The 17,136-nt window shown below is 27.5% G+C and carries 17 protein-coding genes and 1 other annotated feature; of the genes, 4 read left to right on the forward strand and 13 right to left on the reverse strand.

Features of this window, described 5'->3' with window-relative positions:
* Positions 1-80: 80 nt before the first annotated feature.
* The 3 genes from NQ543_RS07745 to NQ543_RS07755 all read right to left on the reverse strand — a co-directional run bounded on the left by NQ543_RS07745 (position 81) and on the right by NQ543_RS07755 (position 3,966).
* On the reverse strand, positions 81-1,739 hold the full coding sequence (locus NQ543_RS07745; RefSeq protein WP_004608699.1) for a hypothetical protein: 1,659 nt from the start codon (positions 1,737-1,739) through the stop codon (positions 81-83).
* The gene (locus NQ543_RS07750) at positions 1,723-2,670 is read right to left on the reverse strand and encodes a DHH family phosphoesterase (RefSeq protein WP_004608700.1); all 948 of its coding nucleotides are present in this window, start codon (positions 2,668-2,670) and stop codon (positions 1,723-1,725) included. The genes NQ543_RS07745 and NQ543_RS07750 overlap by 17 nt, the downstream gene beginning before the upstream one ends.
* 102 nt (positions 2,671-2,772) lie before the next feature.
* Complete coding sequence (locus NQ543_RS07755) at positions 2,773-3,966, reverse strand: acetate/propionate family kinase (protein ID WP_004608701.1); 1,194 nt, start codon at positions 3,964-3,966, stop codon at positions 2,773-2,775.
* 200 nt (positions 3,967-4,166) lie between these two features.
* Between NQ543_RS07755 and NQ543_RS07760 the strand changes: the two genes are divergently transcribed.
* Positions 4,167-4,676: a GNAT family N-acetyltransferase gene (locus NQ543_RS07760; protein WP_004608702.1), complete on the forward strand. Its 510-nt coding sequence runs from the start codon at positions 4,167-4,169 to the stop codon at positions 4,674-4,676.
* A 55-nt stretch (positions 4,677-4,731) separates the two neighbouring features.
* Here NQ543_RS07760 and NQ543_RS07765 read toward each other — a convergent pair whose 3' ends face one another.
* From NQ543_RS07765 to NQ543_RS07785, 5 genes are all read right to left on the reverse strand, one after another.
* Entirely contained in the window at positions 4,732-4,947 is a 216-nt protein-coding gene (locus NQ543_RS07765; protein WP_004608703.1) for an alpha/beta-type small acid-soluble spore protein, read from the reverse strand.
* 119 nt (positions 4,948-5,066) lie between these two features.
* Positions 5,067-5,285, reverse strand: coding sequence for an alpha/beta-type small acid-soluble spore protein (locus NQ543_RS07770; protein ID WP_004608704.1), 219 nt, complete (start codon positions 5,283-5,285; stop codon positions 5,067-5,069).
* Between the two features lie 60 nt (positions 5,286-5,345).
* Entirely contained in the window at positions 5,346-6,542 is a 1,197-nt protein-coding gene (gene thiI, locus NQ543_RS07775; RefSeq protein WP_004608705.1) for a tRNA uracil 4-sulfurtransferase ThiI, read from the reverse strand.
* Between the two features lie 3 nt (positions 6,543-6,545).
* Positions 6,546-7,682, reverse strand: coding sequence for a cysteine desulfurase family protein (locus NQ543_RS07780; protein WP_004608706.1), 1,137 nt, complete (start codon positions 7,680-7,682; stop codon positions 6,546-6,548).
* A gap of 42 nt (positions 7,683-7,724) precedes the next feature.
* Entirely contained in the window at positions 7,725-9,464 is a 1,740-nt protein-coding gene (locus tag NQ543_RS07785; RefSeq protein ID WP_004608707.1) for a septation ring formation regulator EzrA, read from the reverse strand.
* Between the two features lie 132 nt (positions 9,465-9,596).
* Here NQ543_RS07785 and NQ543_RS07790 point away from each other — a divergent pair, with 132 nt between their 5' ends.
* Together NQ543_RS07790 and NQ543_RS07795 are read left to right on the forward strand one after the other, a co-directional pair.
* Complete coding sequence (locus NQ543_RS07790) at positions 9,597-10,256, forward strand: gamma-glutamyl-gamma-aminobutyrate hydrolase family protein (RefSeq protein ID WP_004608708.1); 660 nt, start codon at positions 9,597-9,599, stop codon at positions 10,254-10,256.
* On the forward strand, positions 10,253-11,116 hold the full coding sequence (locus NQ543_RS07795) for an NAD(P)-dependent oxidoreductase (protein ID WP_004608709.1): 864 nt from the start codon (positions 10,253-10,255) through the stop codon (positions 11,114-11,116). Before NQ543_RS07790 ends, NQ543_RS07795 begins: the two co-directional genes overlap by 4 nt.
* Here the strand turns inward: NQ543_RS07795 and NQ543_RS07800 are convergent.
* From NQ543_RS07800 to truB, 3 genes are read right to left on the reverse strand one after another with little or no spacing between them, the layout of a single operon-like run.
* Positions 11,113-11,964 (reverse strand): DMT family transporter, encoded by an 852-nt coding sequence (locus tag NQ543_RS07800; RefSeq protein WP_004608710.1) that lies wholly within the window; start codon positions 11,962-11,964, stop codon positions 11,113-11,115. The genes NQ543_RS07795 and NQ543_RS07800 overlap by 4 nt on opposite strands.
* Positions 11,965-11,993: 29 nt before the next feature.
* On the reverse strand, positions 11,994-12,920 hold the full coding sequence (gene ribF / locus NQ543_RS07805) for a riboflavin biosynthesis protein RibF (protein ID WP_039903427.1): 927 nt from the start codon (positions 12,918-12,920) through the stop codon (positions 11,994-11,996).
* A complete protein-coding gene (gene truB / locus NQ543_RS07810) occupies positions 12,920-13,762 on the reverse strand; it encodes a tRNA pseudouridine(55) synthase TruB (protein ID WP_039903428.1) in 843 nt (280 codons plus the stop codon). The genes ribF and truB overlap by 1 nt, the downstream gene beginning before the upstream one ends.
* A 95-nt stretch (positions 13,763-13,857) precedes the next feature.
* Between truB and NQ543_RS07815 the strand changes: the two genes are divergently transcribed.
* The gene (locus tag NQ543_RS07815; protein WP_039903430.1) at positions 13,858-14,598 is read left to right on the forward strand and encodes a PP-loop family protein; all 741 of its coding nucleotides are present in this window, start codon (positions 13,858-13,860) and stop codon (positions 14,596-14,598) included.
* 625 nt (positions 14,599-15,223) lie between these two features.
* Here the strand turns inward: NQ543_RS07815 and tyrS are convergent.
* Both tyrS and NQ543_RS07825 read right to left on the reverse strand, forming a co-directional pair.
* Positions 15,224-16,450 carry a tyrosine--tRNA ligase gene (tyrS, locus tag NQ543_RS07820; RefSeq protein ID WP_004608714.1) on the reverse strand — a complete coding sequence of 409 codons (1,227 nt, stop codon included), beginning with the start codon at positions 16,448-16,450 and terminating at the stop codon, positions 15,224-15,226.
* 35 nt (positions 16,451-16,485) lie between these two features.
* Positions 16,486-16,683: a binding site (T-box leader), on the reverse strand.
* Positions 16,684-16,743: 60 nt separating this feature from the next.
* A complete protein-coding gene (locus NQ543_RS07825) occupies positions 16,744-17,037 on the reverse strand; it encodes a GNAT family N-acetyltransferase (protein WP_259935748.1) in 294 nt (97 codons plus the stop codon).
* Positions 17,038-17,136: the final 99 nt, after the last annotated feature.

Raw genomic sequence — 17,136 nt, forward strand, 5'->3', positions numbered from 1 at the left:
CATTGTAAGATTATAACATAATTTATTTTGTAAATATAGTATCAGCTCAAGTAAAAAAAGCAAAAAACTACAGTTTTTTGCTAATTAAATTTAATCGAACTAATAACTTCACTATTATCCTTACTATTTACAAACTCGACAGTAACATTATCCCCCACTTTAGCAAGTGGAAAATAATCGCTTAAACTAATATCACCAATAAAAATCGTATCATTTCCTTCAATTTTAAAATAGTAAGTACTATTGCCATCAACAACAGCTTCATTAATTTCACTAATTATTCCCGTCAATTTATTTGTTTTAAAATCACCGGCATTAGTTTTTTTACCATTTGATTCCAATAAAGCATAATATGCCTGTTCTGCTTGAGCAACACTATCACCTGTGGCAACTAATTGATAGTTTTCAACACTTACAAAAGCATATTTTTTAACTAGATTAGCATCATCTTTTAGCGATAGAAAATATGTTGGTTGACCACCTGCATTTATTAAAATTGGGAATGTTGCTTTATATTTAAGGTTTTGTACTTCTCCTTCAGCTGAAGACATTGCAGAATATTCCTCAGCCCCAGAAATATTATAAAACTTACCATCCTTTGTTCTAAGATTAATCATCGCAAAACCTACATTTGATGCATCTTTAGATACCGATGTTAAGCCAGTATACAAATAAACATCATCATTAATCGCAATATAGTTATAACCATCAGTAGGACGTAATACACCTTTTTGAGAAAGTAGTGTATTTAAATATCCATTAGTATATTTTCCATAATTTTCTAATTGCGTTAAAATCAAATTAGAAGGATACACACGATCAACCCATTCAGGTACTTTTTTAATATCATAATAATCGTGATCTCCGTTAATCGCATTAACCAAAACTGCCCCAACAATATCCTTTCCACCAAAAAGACCAATTTTGTACTCATAAACAGGTGCTATCCAATAAGGAATACCATCATCATTAATTTCAAAAGCTAGTGTATCAAACATCAAAGATGGATAACTAGCTCTTAAATGACGTTCAATCTTTCTACCAAAATGATCAGATTTAGAATACTTCATCCCTTCTTTTAACTTAACTACTTCTGATTCTTGACTAACCATATTTACTCTAATATAAGCAGGCAAGCCATCTCCATGATTAGTAAACCATTTAATTAAATCACTATATTCTAAAGGTGTTACACGATAAGGATTATCTTTATAATTGATTTGTTCATAAGATTGATCTACTTCAAACTGAGAAACATAATCAACCATTTCTCCCATTCTACGGTCTCCCAGTCTAATCGCACTTTCACGATCAACTACTGGAATTGATTCATATGAAATTGTCTTATTATCTTTGTAAAAATCAGCTTTTTTATCAAGAACTAACTGTTTTTGATAACTTTTAGCATTAAAGATCGGTGAGCTAATAAAAGTCCCTGCTGGTATTAAAACAATTAAAATCCCTACTAAAATCAAACTATATTTCATAATTTTATTAAATCCTCGATTAAAGATAAAATAAAATCCATTAAAAATCAACAACAAGAAACTAAAATACAAAATAAACTGAGGTGAACGAGGATTAAGAGGAATTAATAGTACATATTCACTAATCAAAGCAACTATCACAGTAATAATAAAAGCTTTAATAAACGCATACTTATCACTTTCATGGGCTACATTACCACGCATTGAAAACCCTTCAATAAAACTTGAAAATATATCATTTAAATTTTTCATCAATAAGCTCCTTTAAATCATTAATTAAATTTGGTAACATCTCAATTTTTTCTAATTTAGCTCCACTTGCAAGAACATGACCGCCACCATTATATTTTGCAGCTACTTGATTGATTGCTACATCACGTGAACGAATACTTACTCGCCAATTATTATCAACAACATTTTCTGTAATAGCCATCCATACTTTGTATTCTTTGATTCCTGATAAGATATTAACAAAATCAGAACCTCTTTCACGACTAATATTTAACTTTTTTAAATCATCATTAGTTAAAATATAATAAGCCACGCCACCTTCAACTTGATAATTATTTAAAATAAACTTATTAACTTCCAACTCACTAGCGCTTCTTAAATAAATTCGATTATATATTTCAACAATATCAATTCCAGTTTTTAATAAGGCAATACAAGCATCAAAAGTTCTTTCATCAGTATTTCGATACAAAAATCTTGAAGTATCACCAACAATTCCTAAATACAAAGCAGCAGCTCCATCCTTAGAAATCTTTAATTCATCATTGTCTTTATAGAGTCTAGCAACCAATTGGCTCGCTGAACTAGCACTACTATCTTCATAATTTATATCACCATAACTATCGACAACTACATGATGATCGATTTTAATAATTTCTTTGCATTTTAAATAACCATCATCATCGATTCGTTCTCTATTTGCTGTATCCAATATAATTGCTAATACATCATTACTATAATCAACCTTACTATAATCTATACCAACAATATATTTGTCAACTAAATCACTACTAAAATCCCCACACACATATACCTTTTTATTTGGATATGTTGTTTTTAGTATATCATACATTCCTAATTGACTACCAAATGCATCAAAATCAGGATTTACATGACGATAAATAGCAATATAGTCATATTCACTGATTTTTTTTATAATTTCTTGATCCATATCATCACTCCTTATTTACTAGACTATATCATACTTTAAAAAAAATATAAATAAAAATGATATAATAAAAGGTTATTGAAATTCATCAATAACCTATATCAATTATAAATCTAAAACTCTAATTGTATCTCTTGCAATCATTACTTCTTCATTAGTTGGAATAACCATTACTTTCACCTTAGAAGATTCACTAGAAATAAAACGATTTTCTTTACTTCTAGTTTCATTAGCTTTATCATCTAAAACTACTCCTAAAGCATCTGCAATATCATCAACAATCAAACGGCGCAAATAAGAAGCATTTTCACCAACACCAGCAGTAAAGGCAATTGCATCAAGTCCACCCATTTCAACAAAATAGCTTCCAATAAATTTAGATGCAATTCTTGCATATAACGAACTTGTTAATCTTGCACGCTCATCTCCTTTATAAAACGCATCTTCAATATCACGAGAATCTGAAGAAATTCCTGAAACACCTAACATTCCTGATTTTTTATTATAAATTTCTAACATTTCATCAGCTGTTTTATTTAATTTATTACATAAATAAGGCATAATTGATGGATCAACATCACCACAACGAGTTCCCATCATTACACCTGCTAATGGTGTAAATCCCATTGAGGTATCGATACATACACCATTTTGAACAGCAGAAATACTTGCTCCATTTCCTAAATGACAAACAATGATTTTAGAATTTTCTGGTTTTCCTAACATTTCATTTGCAACTTGTGAAACATATTTATGACTTGTTCCATGAGCACCATATTTACGTACTTTTAAATCTTTATAATATTCCATTGGTAAAGGATATAAATATCTTTCTTGATCCAACGTTTGATGGAATGCAGTATCAAAAACAAATACATGTTCTACTCCTGGTAAAGCATTTTTAAACGCATTATAACCAATAATATGAGCAGGATTATGTAGTGGAGCTAATTCTGCTAGTTCTTCAACTTTAGCCACAACATCTTCATCAACTTTTATTGAATCGTTAAAATATTCTCCACCATGAACAATTCGATGTCCACATGCATCAATTTCATGTAAATTTTCTACTACATGATGATCGACTAAAGCATCTAATAATAATTGTACTGCCACACTATGATCACTAATTGGACATTGTTTTGTGAATTTTTCACCATTATATTTCATTTCGAAGTTACCTTCTTCTAATCCAATTCTTTCTACTATTCCCGAAGTAATAACCTCTTCACTTGGCATATTAATCAACTGAAATTTCAACGATGAACTTCCAGCATTTATTGCCATTACTTTTACCATATATAACTTCCTCCTTAAATTATCTCATACATACTAATTGTACATAAAATGACAATTAAACTCAACAATTTTTAAAAACTGTCTTAAAAATCAAACTAATAAAATTATGCCCCTCAATCATCAATAATAAAACATAAATATCTCTAAAGCTAATTTAACTATGTTATAATAAGAAAAAATAAAATTTAAGGAGTAAAATAATGATCATACAACAAGAAACATCAAATGATTATAACGAAGTATATAAACTTATTAAAGAAGCTTTTGCTAGTAGTAAACACGCAGATGGTAATGAACAAGATTTAGTTGTTGAACTAAGAAAAAGTGATGCCTTTATTCCTGAATTATCATTAGTGGCTAAAATAGACACTGAATTAGCTGGACATATTTTATTTACAAAAGCTAAAGTAAATGATAATGAAGTACTAGTTTTGGCACCACTTGCAATAAAGCCAAAATATCAACGACAAGGAATTGGAATGGCATTAATCAATGAAGGACATAAAATTGCTAAAAATTTAGGTTATCAATATTCAATGGTACTAGGAAGTGAGACATATTATCCTAAGGTTGGTTATATTGAAGCAAAAGATTTAGGAATTGAAGTGCCTGAGGGAATCCCTTCAAAAAATTTTATGGCAATAAAATTACAAGAAACTGTTAAACCAATTAAAGGAAAACTTATTTACGCAAAAGAATTTGGAATGTAAAATAGTGCTTAAACTTATTTAGCTTAAGCACTATTTTTATTTATAAACTTTTAAATTATTTTGATTGATTGTATTTAGATGAACTCATTTGTGACTGTCCCATAGCTACTAATCGTTTAGTAATTTCGCCACCGACAGAACCGTTTTCACGAGCAGTTGTATCAGGACCTAAATTAACGCCAAATTCGTTTGCAATTTCATATTTCATTTGATCAATTGCATTTTGAGCTCCAGGAACAACTAATTTGTTTTTACTAGAGTATTGTGACATATATTTTCACCTCCTGACACCTTTATTTTGTGTTGATATTTTTAAATTATGCATTTAATTTAAATTTTTTTATTAAAAAAGCTTAATAGATATAAAATATCTATCAAGCTTTCAAAATACTATTTAGATTGATTATAATTACTAGATGCACTCATTTGTTTTTGTCCCATTTCAACTAATCGCTTAGTAATTTCTCCACCAACAGAACCATTACTACGCGCAGATGCATCAGGACCTAAATTAACACCTAATTCATTAGCAATTTCGTATTTCATTTGATCAATTGCATTTTTTGCTCCAGGAACAACTAATTTGTTTCTATTAGAATTTTGTGACATATATCTTCACCTCCTGACACATATATCTTGTGTCAGGATTAAAAATCTATACATCATTTTTTAAAAAATATCATTATTTTGTTTATAATTATTATTTATGACAATTTCTTCAATTGTCTCAACACATTCATCGATTAATTTTTCAAAATCAAATTCTTTTTCAAACGCTTCAGCTTTATAACTTTTTGGCTTAGTTGCTGGTGCTTTTGGGGTGAAAATCGTACAACAATCTTCATGTGGACGAATTGATATTTCATAAGTATCAATTGCATTAGCAATATCAATAATCTCTAACTTATCCAAACATAAAACTGGTCGAAGTACTGGAATTTTTACAACCTCATTAATAACTTGCATACTATCTAAAGTTTGCGAAGCAACTTGACCAATACTTTCACCATTTACTAAAGCTAAACAGTGATTTTTATTAGCAACTATTTCACTAATTCGATACATCATTCTACGCATTACTGTCATTGCATAACTTTCATCACAATGATCATATACTGCTAACTGTAATTTAGTAAAATTAACAATATGCACTTTTATTTGACCATGTGTATAATGACGTAGTTTATCAACTAGATCCAAAACTTTTTCACGAGCCAATTCATTTGTATATGGTGGTGCAGCAAAATGAATACATTCAATATCTACACCACGTTTTAAAGTTAAATATCCAGCTACTGGTGAATCAATTCCTCCAGACATCATCAATAAAGCTTTTCCACCAACACCAACTGGATAACCACCAGCACCTTTAACGATATTATCCATAACATAAATTGCATCATAGCGAATTTCAACTGTTACTAAAATATCCGGATGATGAACATCTACTTTTAATTGTTTTTTACTGTGATGAAAAATATATGTTGCAATTTCACGATTGATTTCTTGAGATTTACCAGGAAAATTTTTATCAGAACGTTTAGTATTAATTTTAAAAGTAGTTCCTGGATTACTTTCAATTATTTTTAATGTTGCTTGTTTTGCTTGATCTAAATCTTTATTTATCTTATAAGCAACAGAAAATGAATAAATTCCAAATACCGTTTTTAATTTATTACAAACTGCTTCATAATCTTCTCCATTTAAAATTACATACATACGATCATGCTGTAAATCATATTTTAATTGTTTAAACTCACATAATATTTCTTTTGTATTTTTTAAAAGACGATTAGTAAATAATTTACGATTTTTTCCTTTAGTTGTAAGCTCACCAAAACGAACTAATATATAATTTGCTTCCATTTTTTACCTCTGTTTCTTTAATTTTCTTAAACTCTCTTGTAAATAATAACAGAATTTATCAATATCTTCGATAGTCGTATGTTCTCCAAAACTAATTCTTAACGCACTTGAAGCAATTTCTTTATCAAGATTAAGTTGTGCCATTATTCTAGAAATATTCTCACTTTTAGAAGAACATGCGCTACGTGTTGAAAGATATATCTCTTCACTTTCCAAATCATGCAAAATAACTTCTGGTTTGTACCCCGGACAAGAAAAATTCAATATTGAACTAATACAACATGTTTCATCACTATTGATGATAACTCCCTCAATTTGATTTAAACATTTTCTTGCATAGCTATTGATCATCTTGATATGTTTTGCTTTATTATCAAAATCTTCTAATGCTAGACGTAAAGTTTTTGCAAAAACAATATTACTGCAAGCATTTGATGTTCCACCACGTAAACCAAATTCTTGTTGACCTCCATTGATTAGTGGCACAATTGTTGTCGATCTTCTTTTAAATAATAACCCACTTCCTTTTAAACCATATATTTTATGAGCAGAAAATGAAGCTAGATCAACATCAGTTAAATTTATTGGCAATTTTCCTAATGCTTGTACCATATCAAAATGTAATTTTATTTTATCATATTTTTTAACAATTTGTTTAATTTCTTCAATTGGATTAATTACTCCAATTTCATTATTTACATACATAATTGATACCAAAATTGTATCATCACGAATACTATCCTGTAATTCTTGTAAAGAAATACGCCCTTTTTGATCAACTTTTAAATAAGTAACTTCAAATCCAAAAGTCTTTTCTAATTCCTTACATGTTTCATAAACTGAGGAATGTTCAATTGCTGTTGTAATAATATGTTTACCACGGTTTTGATACTGAAAAGCAACACCTTTAATCGCTAAATTATTAGATTCACTACCACAACTAGTAAAAATCAATTCATCTTCTTTAACTTTAAGCATCTCACTAATCAATTTACGTGAATGTTCCATTAAACGATTAACTTCAATTCCTTTATCATATATTGAATAAGCATTAAAAAAATACTTCTCTAATAAATTATTATATGTTGTTAAAACTTCTGGTCTAAGCGGTGTTGTTGCAACATAATCCAAATATATCATAAAACCCCTCCTTTTTATTATATGCAATTAAAACACAAAGTCCTACTCTGACTTTGTGTTTTTATTAATTAACATCTCATATGACCCTGGGTCGATTTTTTCAATAATATCAACAGCAGTAGATAAAGCTTTAGTATACTCACCATTTCTAAATAGTAACTCAGCTTTAGTTAATTCAGTATTTACTTCTAAAAACGAACTACGATAACGATTTCCATAAATAATCGCTTCTTCAACCATTTCTGCAGTTACAATTAAATTATGTACATTATCATATAATTTATAAATAACATCTCTAGCAGCATCCACTTGTTCTGATAATCTTTTTAAATCGATTGGTCGATGACGAATAAATTTCATTATTTCATCTGCCTTTTGATAAGAATCATCGATATAATCTTTATATGACTCACTAATCATTGGTAAATGTTTATTTTTAATTTCGGATTTTATTTCCAACAAAACAATATTAATATTATCTAATTCATCTAATGCTCTTTTTTCTTCTAAGCGAAGTGAACTTTCTAGTTCATTGTATTTAATCAAAGCATCATCAAAAGGTTGACAACGTGTAATTAAATCATTGAATTCATCAATTAAAGCACTATAAGAAAAATTCTTTGATTCAATTATTTCAGTTAATCGAGCTAAGTCATCTACGATTGGCTTAAATTTGTTATACTCTCCGGCAATAGTAATCTTATAATCAGCTAATAAATAATTTTCTTGCAATTCAGCTAATGAACTAACTGTCTTTTTCAAACCATCATCTAAACGTTCAATATGACGATAGCAATTATTACGAGCTTCTTCATATTGATGAAAAGCAGTCTGTTCTTTCTCCAAATCACTAGTTAAATCATTCAAATCTTCAGTCATTTTTTCGATTGAAGCCCCAACATTTTCTAATTTTAAATCCTTAATATTTTGAATTGTTTGTTCTAAAGCATCACCAATTTGATTATATCTTGATGCTGCAGATAACTTTTCAATAGAAAAATCTTTTTCCTTCATCTCTTCAATAATTGCATATATTTCTTCTAAACGTTTAGGAATATATTTTCGAACAATAGAAATATATGTCGGTAAATCACGTAAATTAGCTGTTAAAATATCTACATCTTTTTCAATTTTACCTGCATATGTTTTAGCTTCATCAAAACGCTGATTATTCATCATCTCTTCAAGTACCACAAAACGTTCATCTATTTCATTGAATATTCCAGGAATACTTGGAACAAAATCTTCTATTTTAAAACGGACATTAGCAAAATTATCACTTGCAGCACGATATTTTTCTTTTATTTTAATTATTTCTAGACGTTGTTCATTTTCAACTTCAGTAATTACTTCAATTCTTTTTAATAAATCTTGTGATTTTGTTTCATAATTTGAAATTTCTTCTTTTAATTTATATAATTTACTTTTAGCTCCTGCTAACTTACGATAATATAACTGCTCATCTATTTCATTGATCAAAGGAACGATATCATTAGTCTGAAAACTATTTAAATCATCAAATTCTTTTACATATAAATTATATTTTTCAAGTACTTCAGGCATATTTTTACCAATTCCTTTTACTCGTCCTAAACGATATTGAATCGGTAAAGATTTAACAGCATTCATTTGATTTTCTAATTCTATAATTTCTTTACGATACACTTTTAACTTAAACATTCGATATACTATCGTTACAAAAATAACTAATAAAATACAAATACACACTATTATTACTGTTTGACTACCAAACTTCGCTAGTAAATCATCTAAAATTTTCATCTAAACATCCCTCTTTACACTAACCTTACTAATAGAGTATACCACAACATAACTAGCATGTCTAAAGAGAATTTACAATACTTTACATTATTTTTGTATTATTTCATATAGTTAGATAGGAGGAATTATTTAATGTCAAAAAAAATACTAGCTCCACTTCGTTCATATAGTGATAAAAATGTCTTATATATTTATCATAATTATCTTAAAATGTTTGTTCATCTTGATATTATCATGGTTGCATCAATTTGTAAAAATACACTATCTTTTTTAACCGATAATTGTGATGGTCTTTTACTAACCGGAGGTGTAGATATTGACCCTAGCTACTATCATGAAAATTTACATCCTAAAACAAAAAAAGAATTAACATTTTTAGAACAATTAGAGTTTGATTTAATTAAATCATTTAGTCTCCAAAATAAACCAATTTTAGGAATTTGTCGGGGAATTCAAACTATCAATGTTGCTTTTAATGGTACATTATATCAAGATATTGATCATCATGTTCAAGAAAATATCACAGGTTATCATCATTTAGTAAAAACTAAAAAAAATACTTTACTAGAAAAGTATTTGGGTAAAAAGTTTATGACCAATTCATTTCATCATCAAGCTATCAATAAATTAGCAGATGGTTTTACTATTAGCGCAATTAGTGATGATAATGTTATTGAAGCAATTGAAAAAGACAATATTATTGGAATCCAGTGGCATCCCGAAAAGATTAATGATACAATACAACAAGGAATTATAAAATTATTTGATGATTTATTGGAGGAAAAAAGATGATGAAAATTGGATTTATCGGTGTTGGTGTAATGGGTAAAGGAATGGTTAAAAATTTATGTAAAGCTAACTATGATGTTTCAATTTATACCAGAACAAAAGATAAAGTTTTAGATATCCTTGATCAAGTTACATGGTGTGATAGTATTAAAGAATGCGTTAAAGATAAAGATATTATCATGACTATGGTAGGATTTCCTAAAGATGTTGAAGAAATATATTTTGAAAGTGACGGAATTATTGAAAATGTTAATCCTAATAGTATTTTAATTGATTTTACAACATCTACACCTTGTCTAAGTCAAAAAATTTATAAAATATGTAAAGATAAACAAATATTTAGTTTAGATGCTCCAGTTTCTGGGGGAGATATTGGTGCATTAAAGGGAACTTTATCAATTATGGTTGGTGGTGATAAAAAAATTTTTGAAAAAATCAAACCTGTATTAAATGTTTTAGGAACAAATATTAATTATGTTGGAAATGCTGGCAGTGGTCAACATGCTAAAATGGCTAATCAAATTGCTATTGCCGGAACATTAGCTAGTGTTTGTGAAGCCATTAGTTATGCTAAAAAAGCTAATTTAGATTGTCAATTAGTCCTTGATTGTATTTCTAATGGAGCAGCTGGTTCTTGGCAAATGAGCAATAATGGTTATAAAATGTTAAAAGATGATTTTGAACCAGGATTTTATATTAAGCATTTTATCAAAGATATGGATATCGCTAAAAATGAAGCTAATCATAATAACCTTGATTTACCAGTTTTAAATGATGTTTTAAAAATGTTTAAAACATTACAAGAAAAAGGCTATGATAATTTAGGTACTCAAGCATTAATTAAATATTATCAAGATAGTTAGTTTTCTAAACTATCTTTTTTATTTGCTTTAATCATTGCTATTACCATAATTACCATAGCGATAAACTTATATAAATTAAACTTTTCACCTAAAAACAAAGCTCCTATATATGTAAATACGGGATTCAAACCTAATAAAAAACTTGTTTTTACACTACCTATTTCATGTACGGCTTTAAAATAAATTAATTGAATCAAAGCAAAACCAACACCAGAAAACAATATAAATAAAATCCATAACACTAATGAAATATCATTTAGATTATTAGTCTTTAAAGTAAATAAATTTACTATAAATAATTCAATAAATCCCAGTAATAAATATTGGAAATTAAACGCTAAATTATCTTCTTTATTACATTCATGTTGCATCAATAAATTACCATAACAATATAAAACTACACCAAAAAACACCATTAAATAGCCAATATTCAATAAATTAAAATTAAATTCTAATGAAATGATAAAAGCACTTAATCCAAGTATTAAAGCAATTTTTTGATGTTTATTTATTTTTAAATGATAAACAAGCATTCCAAGTGCTACTGTTACAATTGGTGCCAAAGCATTGATTATGGCATTTGAACTACCAGCAATTAAATTTAAGCCACTAAAAGTTAAAATAAAATTAAGACTAATCGATACTATTGAAACTTTTAATGCTAATGGCCATTGATCATGTTTAAATGAAATATGTTTAATTTTCATAATCACAAAAATAACGATCAATGATAATAAAACCTTTAATGCTGCTAAAAAAATAGAAGACGTATAAACAAGCATATAACGCATTACTAAAACATTTATCCCCCAAATAAAACTAGCAAAAACAAGCCATATATAAATCATTAAATCACCACTTATATTATGAACATTTATTATTCATTTATAAGCTGGATTTCATTTTTTATTTGCTTACGATCTTGATTCAATTGATTAATTAATTCATCAATTGAATTAAATCTTTTTTCATAACGAATTTTTTTAATAAAGAACACTGTTACATATTTACCATAAACATCTTGATCAAAATCAAAAATATTAACTTCTAAAGATACTTTTGTTAAAACATTAAAAGTTGGATTATAACCAAGATTAGCCATTCCTAAATATCTTTTACCATCAATTACAATAATAACGCCGTATACCCCATTTTTAGGTAAAAAATAATTATTTGCATCAATATTAACAGTTGGAAAACCTATCTTACGTCCATTTTTCAAACCATGAACAACTTTTCCACTAACACAATAATATCTTCCCAATAATTTTTCAACTAATTCAACATTACCATTTGTTAATGCTTCTTTTAAATATGATGAAGAGATTTTATGATGATTATATTCTTGTTTTTTGATTACAGATACTTCATAATTATTTTTTTCATTTTGTATTAATGTTTCAAAATTACCTTCTCCATTTTTTCCAAAATGAAAATCAAAACCACAAATTATATGTTTAATATTCGTTTTAACAATAAATTCATTAATAAAATCAAGTGCTCTCATACTTGCTAGTTCAAAATCAAATTTTAATACAAACAAATAATCAAAGCCATATTCTTCTAAAAACATCGCTTTATCATCTAAACTCATTAATTCTTTAAACGAAACATTTGCAAGATAAGACTTAGGATGTTGATCAAATGTCAATAATGCTTTTTTTAAATTTTTTTTATTAGCGACTTCAATAACTTTCTCTACTAATTTTTGATGTCCTAAGTGCATCCCATCAAAAAAACCTAATGCAACACAACTATCCTTTAAATCATCATTACATTCTTTATTTAAATAAATTATTTCCATTACCATAGTCCTCTAATATTTTTCAAATACCCATTACCATCAGGTCCATACATAGCCAATACTTGGTTGTTTTTATTACAAATAACTACTTGTTCATCGATATCAGATTTAATCTTTTTACCATGATAAACAATTTTTTCATTTTCAATAACAATTTTTCTATAACTATTTAATGCTTCTTCTAAACTAAGATATTCAAAATCACCATTTTCAATCTGCTCTAATGTATAACATTTTTCAATACTAAAATTACCTGATTTAGTTCTTATTAAATCTTGCATATGACCAGGATAACCTAATGCTTTAGCCAAATCAAAACATAACGAACGAATATACGTTCCTTTAGAACAACCAACTTTAAACTTAATTAAATTATCTTTTATATCCATAATTTCAAGATAATTAATTTCAACTTCTCTTGTAGGAATTTCTACTTCTTCACCATTTCTTGCATATTCATACAATTTTTTACCATTAACTTTAATTGCTGAATAAATAGGTGGTTTTTGTATTTGCTTACCTACAAAATTATTAAAACAATCAATAATTACTTGTTTATCTAAACCACTATATTCTTTCTTTTCTAAAACTTTACCACTAGCATCATAAGTATCAGTACTTGTTCCTAAAGATAGAGTTGCAATATATTCTTTACTATCACTTGTTAAAAACTGTAAAACTTTTGTTGCTTTATTTACACAAACAACTAATACTCCTGTAGCATCAGGATCTAAAGTACCACAATGTCCAACTTTTTTTGTTTTTAAAATCTTTCTTAATTTATTAACAACATCATGACTAGTCATGCCACTAGGTTTATTTATTAATATTATTCCATCCATATTATCACCTTTAAACATTTTACATAGGATTATAATAAATTGCAAACATCTTTACTTTAATAAAAGAATTTTGTAGAATGATGGAGGTGATTAATATGACAATGAAAAAAGTATTAGGATGTATTCGTAAAGCTGATCAGGAATTTGATATGATCCAAGATAATGATAAAATTTGTGTGGGTGTTTCTGGAGGAAAAGATTCAGTACTATTATTATACTGTTTATCTCTTTATAAAAAATTTGCTGATGTTAAATTTGATGTTGTTGGTGTTCATGTTGAAATGGGATTTCCTAATATGGATTTTAGTGAAGTTGATGCTTTTTGTAGAAAGAATGAAATTGAACTTTATCATGAACCTAGTGATGTTTATGAAATCCTTAAATTAAATAAAACCGATGATGGTAGATTACAATGTTCACTATGTTCAAAATTTAAAAAAGCTTTAGTTATTGATGGAGCAAAGAAATATGGTTGTAATAAAGTTGCTTTTGCTCATCATGGTGATGATGCTGTAGAAACTTTATTTATGAATATGGTTTATGGTGGTAAAATTGCAACATTTACACCAAAGATGTATTTAAGTAGAACTGATATGAATTTTATTCGTCCTTTAGTATATGCTTACGAATCTGACATCGTTGCAGCAGTAAAAGAAGCAAATATTCCTATCGTTGAATCAACTTGTCCAGCTGATAAACATACTAAACGTGAGGAGTTTAAACAATTATTAAATGATTTGTATAAAAAATACCCTCAAGCTAAAAATAACTTGCTTACTAGTTTAACTAATGAAAAAAATACGATGTTATGGAAAAAGACTCCTCGTAAAAAATAACAATTATCAATTTAATAACTTCTTTATAAAATACGATTCTTTTAGTAATTACTTATTTTTAAGAATCGTATTATTTTGTTTTTTTTAATTGCCATTTTAAATCTTTGCAAAAACATACTTTAAAATAAGATAAAATACAACTTCTATTAATCTATCCAAATATAAAAAATATTAGTCAACTGTAAACGGCTGATAAACAACATGAGTGATATAGAATGTAAACAAATTAGTATATCTATAATAAAATTAAAAAATTCACAAAAATAACAATAATTGACAATAGTAAAAAATTCCTAATAATAAACGAACAAAGCAACTGAAATTTAGCATAAAATAGAATGTATGTTTACAAGGTTAAAAACTATTTTTATATTTTCCAGACCTTCACATATTAAATAACAAAGATATAGGTAGTTAGGTATAAACTAAATATATATCTGCTTTCTAATATTGAATTCATTAAATAGATTCAAATAAAAGATGAAACGATTTTAAGACTTAGCATACATCTTTAATTTATAGCAACAAATAGTATAATTTTTTCATCATATTTATATATGTAAAAAGGGTACTTTCTTATATGAAATACCCTTTTTTCAATAATTATATTTTAACTAATTTATTTTTAAACATGTTTAATTACAAAATAATTCTTTTTACCACGACGTATTACAGTAGCTTCATTTCCAAAAGCATTTTCTTTTTTTACAACAAAGTCAACATCTTTGATTCTTTCACCATTAATTAAAACAGAACCACCGTTTACAAATTCTCTAGCTTCGCGTTTACTTTTTGCTCCACCACAAGTGATTAAAGCATCTAAAATATTTAAATCTTCATTTACATCAACACTTGCTACTCCTTCAAAACATACTTTTACTTGATCTAATGTAAGTGATTGAATTTGTCCTGAAAATAACATTTTAGAAATATTTTGTGCTTCTTCGTATGCTTCTTTACCATGTAAGAAAGTAATTACTTCACGAGCTAATGCTTGATGAGCTTCTCTTAAATGTGGTTGTGTTTTATTTTTTTCTTCTAATTCCATGATTTCTTCTGGCGTTAAAAATGTTAAGAATTTTAAGTAATCAATTACTTTCTCATCTTCTGAGTTAATAAAGAATTGATACATCTCATATGGTGATGTTTTTTCTTTGTCTAACCAAATAGCTTTACCATTTGTTTTACCAAATTTAGTTCCATCACTCTTAGTTAATAATGGCATTGTGAAACCATAAGCTTCTTTACCATCTTTTTTTCTAATTAATTCAATTCCTGCCGTAATATTACCCCATTGATCTTGACCAGCAACTTGCATTACACAATTTTTGTTATTATAAAGCCATTCAAAATCCATAGCTTGCATGATCATATATGAAAATTCTGTATATGTGATTCCTGCATCTAAACGACGTTTTACAATATCTTTGTTAAGCATATAATTAACATTGAAATATTTACCATAGTCTCTTAAAAAATCAATAAAATTAAGATCTTTTGACCAATCAAAGTTATTTACAACTTCAAATCCAAAAATATCTTGTGCTTGTTTTTTTAGACAATTAAAATTATGTTCTACTGTTTCTTTAGTAATCATCGGTCTTTCAGTATCTGGCTTTGGATCACCAATTAAACCTGTTGCACCACCAACTAATAAAATTGGATTATGTCCAGCATCTTTTAAACGTTTAGAAATTAAAAAAGATGAAAAATGTCCAATATGTAAACTATCTCCAGTAGGATCAGTTCCAATATAAAAAGTCATTCCCCCATTATTTAATTTCTCTTCTAAATCTGGTGAACTAACGTCCTTAATTAGCCCACGCCATACTAATTCATCATAAATCTTCATTTCCTATCCTCCATATAAATAAAAAAGACTTCATCTTAAAGGACGAAATCTCGCGGTACCACCTTTATTCATGTTTATAACATGCACTTTCAAAATAGATAACGGTATTACCCGTCTAGACTTTTCATCTAGAAACTCCAGAGTGTATTCATCAGTAGTACATCCTTGTTTACACCAACCACAAGGTCTCTTAAATGCCTATTTTGACTACTATTTTCCTTCAACGTCATAATTGATTATATTCTAAAACCAAAAATAAGTCAATAATCCATCTTTAATGGTCAACTCAAAAATTATAATTCTTTTTTCATATAAATTACATCTTCCATTGGATTATAATAATAGGCATCACATTCTTGAAAACCTAGCTTTTTATATAAATGAATTGCTTCTTGTAATGGTTTGATCGTATCTAAAACCATTTCCTTGTAGCCATCATTTTTAGCAAGTTTTAATAATTCTCTTACCATCTTTTCTCCAATTTTTTGACCTCGATATTTATTTTTTACATACAATCTTTTCATTTCACAACAATTATTATCATAACGATGATAAGCAACCATCCCTACTACTCGGGAGTTTGACAGTCATAATTGAAAAAAATTCAAAAAGCATTGATAGATGCTTTATTTTTTTGTCAACTTTTTTGTTATTTTATATCGTATTTTTTCGTATCTTGTGTTATA

The sequence above is a fragment of the Thomasclavelia spiroformis DSM 1552 genome (genome assembly GCF_025149465.1).
In the GTDB taxonomy this organism is placed as follows: domain Bacteria; phylum Bacillota_I; class Bacilli_A; order Erysipelotrichales; family Coprobacillaceae; genus Thomasclavelia; species Thomasclavelia spiroformis.

Excerpts from the sequence above, each read along its gene's own strand:
- NQ543_RS07745 (WP_004608699.1), bottom strand. The coding sequence starts at position 1,739 with ATGAAAAATTTAAATGATATATTTTCAAGTTTTATTGAAGGGTTTTCA.
- NQ543_RS07750 (WP_004608700.1), bottom strand. The coding sequence starts at position 2,670 with ATGGATCAAGAAATTATAAAAAAAATCAGTGAATATGACTATATTGCT.
- NQ543_RS07755 (WP_004608701.1), bottom strand. The coding sequence starts at position 3,966 with ATGGTAAAAGTAATGGCAATAAATGCTGGAAGTTCATCGTTGAAATTT.
- NQ543_RS07760 (WP_004608702.1), top strand. The coding sequence starts at position 4,167 with ATGATCATACAACAAGAAACATCAAATGATTATAACGAAGTATATAAA.
- NQ543_RS07765 (WP_004608703.1), bottom strand. The coding sequence starts at position 4,947 with ATGTCACAATACTCTAGTAAAAACAAATTAGTTGTTCCTGGAGCTCAA.
- NQ543_RS07770 (WP_004608704.1), bottom strand. The coding sequence starts at position 5,285 with ATGTCACAAAATTCTAATAGAAACAAATTAGTTGTTCCTGGAGCAAAA.
- thiI (WP_004608705.1), bottom strand. The coding sequence starts at position 6,542 with ATGGAAGCAAATTATATATTAGTTCGTTTTGGTGAGCTTACAACTAAA.
- NQ543_RS07780 (WP_004608706.1), bottom strand. The coding sequence starts at position 7,682 with ATGATATATTTGGATTATGTTGCAACAACACCGCTTAGACCAGAAGTT.
- NQ543_RS07785 (WP_004608707.1), bottom strand. The coding sequence starts at position 9,464 with ATGAAAATTTTAGATGATTTACTAGCGAAGTTTGGTAGTCAAACAGTA.
- NQ543_RS07790 (WP_004608708.1), top strand. The coding sequence starts at position 9,597 with ATGTCAAAAAAAATACTAGCTCCACTTCGTTCATATAGTGATAAAAAT.
- NQ543_RS07795 (WP_004608709.1), top strand. The coding sequence starts at position 10,253 with ATGATGAAAATTGGATTTATCGGTGTTGGTGTAATGGGTAAAGGAATG.
- NQ543_RS07800 (WP_004608710.1), bottom strand. The coding sequence starts at position 11,964 with ATGATTTATATATGGCTTGTTTTTGCTAGTTTTATTTGGGGGATAAAT.
- ribF (WP_039903427.1), bottom strand. The coding sequence starts at position 12,920 with ATGGAAATAATTTATTTAAATAAAGAATGTAATGATGATTTAAAGGAT.
- truB (WP_039903428.1), bottom strand. The coding sequence starts at position 13,762 with ATGGATGGAATAATATTAATAAATAAACCTAGTGGCATGACTAGTCAT.
- NQ543_RS07815 (WP_039903430.1), top strand. The coding sequence starts at position 13,858 with ATGACAATGAAAAAAGTATTAGGATGTATTCGTAAAGCTGATCAGGAA.
- tyrS (WP_004608714.1), bottom strand. The coding sequence starts at position 16,450 with ATGAAGATTTATGATGAATTAGTATGGCGTGGGCTAATTAAGGACGTT.